This is a genomic window from Pseudomonas bohemica (assembly GCF_002934685.1).
GTDB classification, from domain to species: Bacteria; Pseudomonadota; Gammaproteobacteria; order Pseudomonadales; family Pseudomonadaceae; genus Aquipseudomonas; species Aquipseudomonas bohemica.
Map to the genome: position 1 here is coordinate 39,516 of NZ_NKHL01000080.1, position 1,810 is coordinate 41,325.

General features: G+C 55.3%; 4 protein-coding genes. All 4 read right to left on the reverse strand.

Translation table 11 applies throughout. The features are described from left to right. Positions 1 to 403: 403 nt before the first annotated feature. Positions 404 to 583 carry a DUF1382 family protein gene (locus CE491_RS04050; protein WP_110947071.1) on the reverse strand — a complete coding sequence of 60 codons (180 nt, stop codon included), beginning with the start codon at positions 581 to 583 and terminating at the stop codon, positions 404 to 406. A 78-nt stretch (positions 584 to 661) separates the two neighbouring features. Continuing rightward, complete coding sequence (locus CE491_RS04055; protein ID WP_110947072.1) at positions 662 to 1,132, reverse strand: hypothetical protein; 471 nt, start codon at positions 1,130 to 1,132, stop codon at positions 662 to 664. Then, positions 1,129 to 1,407: a hypothetical protein gene (locus CE491_RS04060; RefSeq protein WP_110947073.1), complete on the reverse strand. Its 279-nt coding sequence runs from the start codon at positions 1,405 to 1,407 to the stop codon at positions 1,129 to 1,131. The genes CE491_RS04055 and CE491_RS04060 overlap by 4 nt, the downstream gene beginning before the upstream one ends. Then, positions 1,400 to 1,810 (reverse strand): hypothetical protein (locus CE491_RS04065; protein WP_199884984.1); only part of this gene is annotated, 411 nt, incomplete at its 5' end. The genes CE491_RS04060 and CE491_RS04065, both read right to left, overlap by 8 nt.

Genomic DNA, 1,810 nt, shown 5'->3' on the forward strand with positions numbered 1-1,810 from the left:
GGGCGTTATTGGCTGGTGGTTAAAGCACTCGTTCGCCTACATGGCGCCGGGCCTGTTCATCGCCGGGCTGATTTTCGTGGTGATAGGTTGGATACAGCGGGACGAGTGAAGGCTGTATTTACCGGCAGGCATGTGGATAGATGGGGAAGGGTGGGTATTACCGTATGCTATTGGGTGCGGCTCAGTGATAAGCTACATATCCAAAGCATTGGAGACCGTCCCCTGAAGGCATTTAAGATTTTTCAAGATCCTGTCCTGTTGGCTGGACCTCCGATATTGATAATGGGCTTGCACTTTGATCAGCCAGCACTGACGGGCCTCGGGATATCCTTGCTTGCCTGTTCATTGATATCTAAGTGATCTTTACGGTTTGCTTGGGGGCCTTTGATTATCTTGGTGATGGTCATGGCGATTCATCTGCCTCCCTTTCAAGTTGATCGAGGCGCTCGTTTGCCATTGCTCCAAGGTGCTGAGCGTCCTCTGCGCTCAGGACCGGCATGGGAACGAAGAGGATGCCAGCCTTGATGAACGACTGAGCCATCATCAAAGCATCACGAAGGTCAGATGGGTTGGCGCGGTTCATAGTTATGATTCTCCAGGCAAGACTCCGCCTCGCCGCATATGCAGCAGGCAATAGGGATAGGGTGGGGGTGAAGGGGTGTTACGGGTTCAGGCGGGAGATTTCGTCGAGGCAGGCGTTCCACTTGAGGTTTTCAAGTATTGCGACCCCATCAGCAGTGAACTCTCTTTTGCGCTCCGGCAACACAACCGGGCGCCGCGGGTGGCGGTAGACTTCTGCGCTCCCGTCCTCGTCGCACAGGTCGTTGGCTTCTGGCATTGCGAACAGCACAGTGCCAGCGAACTCAAGCTCTGAGATCCCGCCTTCAAGTAGCCATTCCAAGCGCAGACCTTCGTCTTCATCTTCACGGGTTACAGCGACGGCCTGGATCAACACCGGCTCATCCCCCACTGCGCGGACATCCTCGGCGGGGGCGGCGAGTAAATCCATTAACGTCGCAACAGCGCGCCAAGCATCGACAAGATCAACCGCATTAACTCCAGCTCCCCCTGCTTTTACCGCCCGCTCCAGCAGCTCACGCGGCACGCTCACCATTTCGGTTTTGTTGGTCATGGCTCTAAATCCAAAGCTTGTTCGCCTGCGTATTCAACGATGCAGCGCTTTTCACCCTTGCCGTCCCATCCGATTTTCAATGGGCGCCAAAGACTATCCGGGTTAATCCCTTCGCAACGTAGTCTGAATAGGGGATCGAAGCCAGAGCATGTGCCGTCGCTATTCAGCTTCTCAATAACAACCGCAGACGTTTCAGGTCCCGGCATGCCTACAACTCGAAAATAGGCGACTCCGACCTTAATAGAAAAACCCTGACTGTCTATGTGTTTACTCATCGCCTTCATCCTTCGCGACTGGCGCGGATTGGTGGGCTAGCGCTATCAGCGTTTCATTCAGCAGCATAAAATCAATGCCGAAACACTTGCCGACGTTCGGCATGAATTGCTCAATGACCCTCTTAGCGCTTTCGTTCAACTCCCGTGCCTTGGCCAGTTCGGATTGGGCAGCTACCAGCTGCGTCGCGTACTCATTTGCGCGCAGTTCCTCTTGTTGGCTGATTCTCTCGGTCTCGGCATGCTCTTGCCGCTCGGCGTCCAACTCAGCCTGCAACCGGGTGACGTGGGCGCGGACATCCTCGGCGAGGGCGGCAAGAATCGCGGAGGCATCAGCGACGACCTTTCTCTGTGCAGCGAGTACATGCGGGCGATAGTCTTCCCCGTATGCGCGCACTCTTTCGTC

Excerpts from the sequence above, each read along its gene's own strand:
- CE491_RS04050 (WP_110947071.1), bottom strand. The coding sequence starts at position 583 with ATGAACCGCGCCAACCCATCTGACCTTCGTGATGCTTTGATGATGGCT.
- CE491_RS04055 (WP_110947072.1), bottom strand. The coding sequence starts at position 1,132 with ATGACCAACAAAACCGAAATGGTGAGCGTGCCGCGTGAGCTGCTGGAG.
- CE491_RS04060 (WP_110947073.1), bottom strand. The coding sequence starts at position 1,407 with ATGAGTAAACACATAGACAGTCAGGGTTTTTCTATTAAGGTCGGAGTC.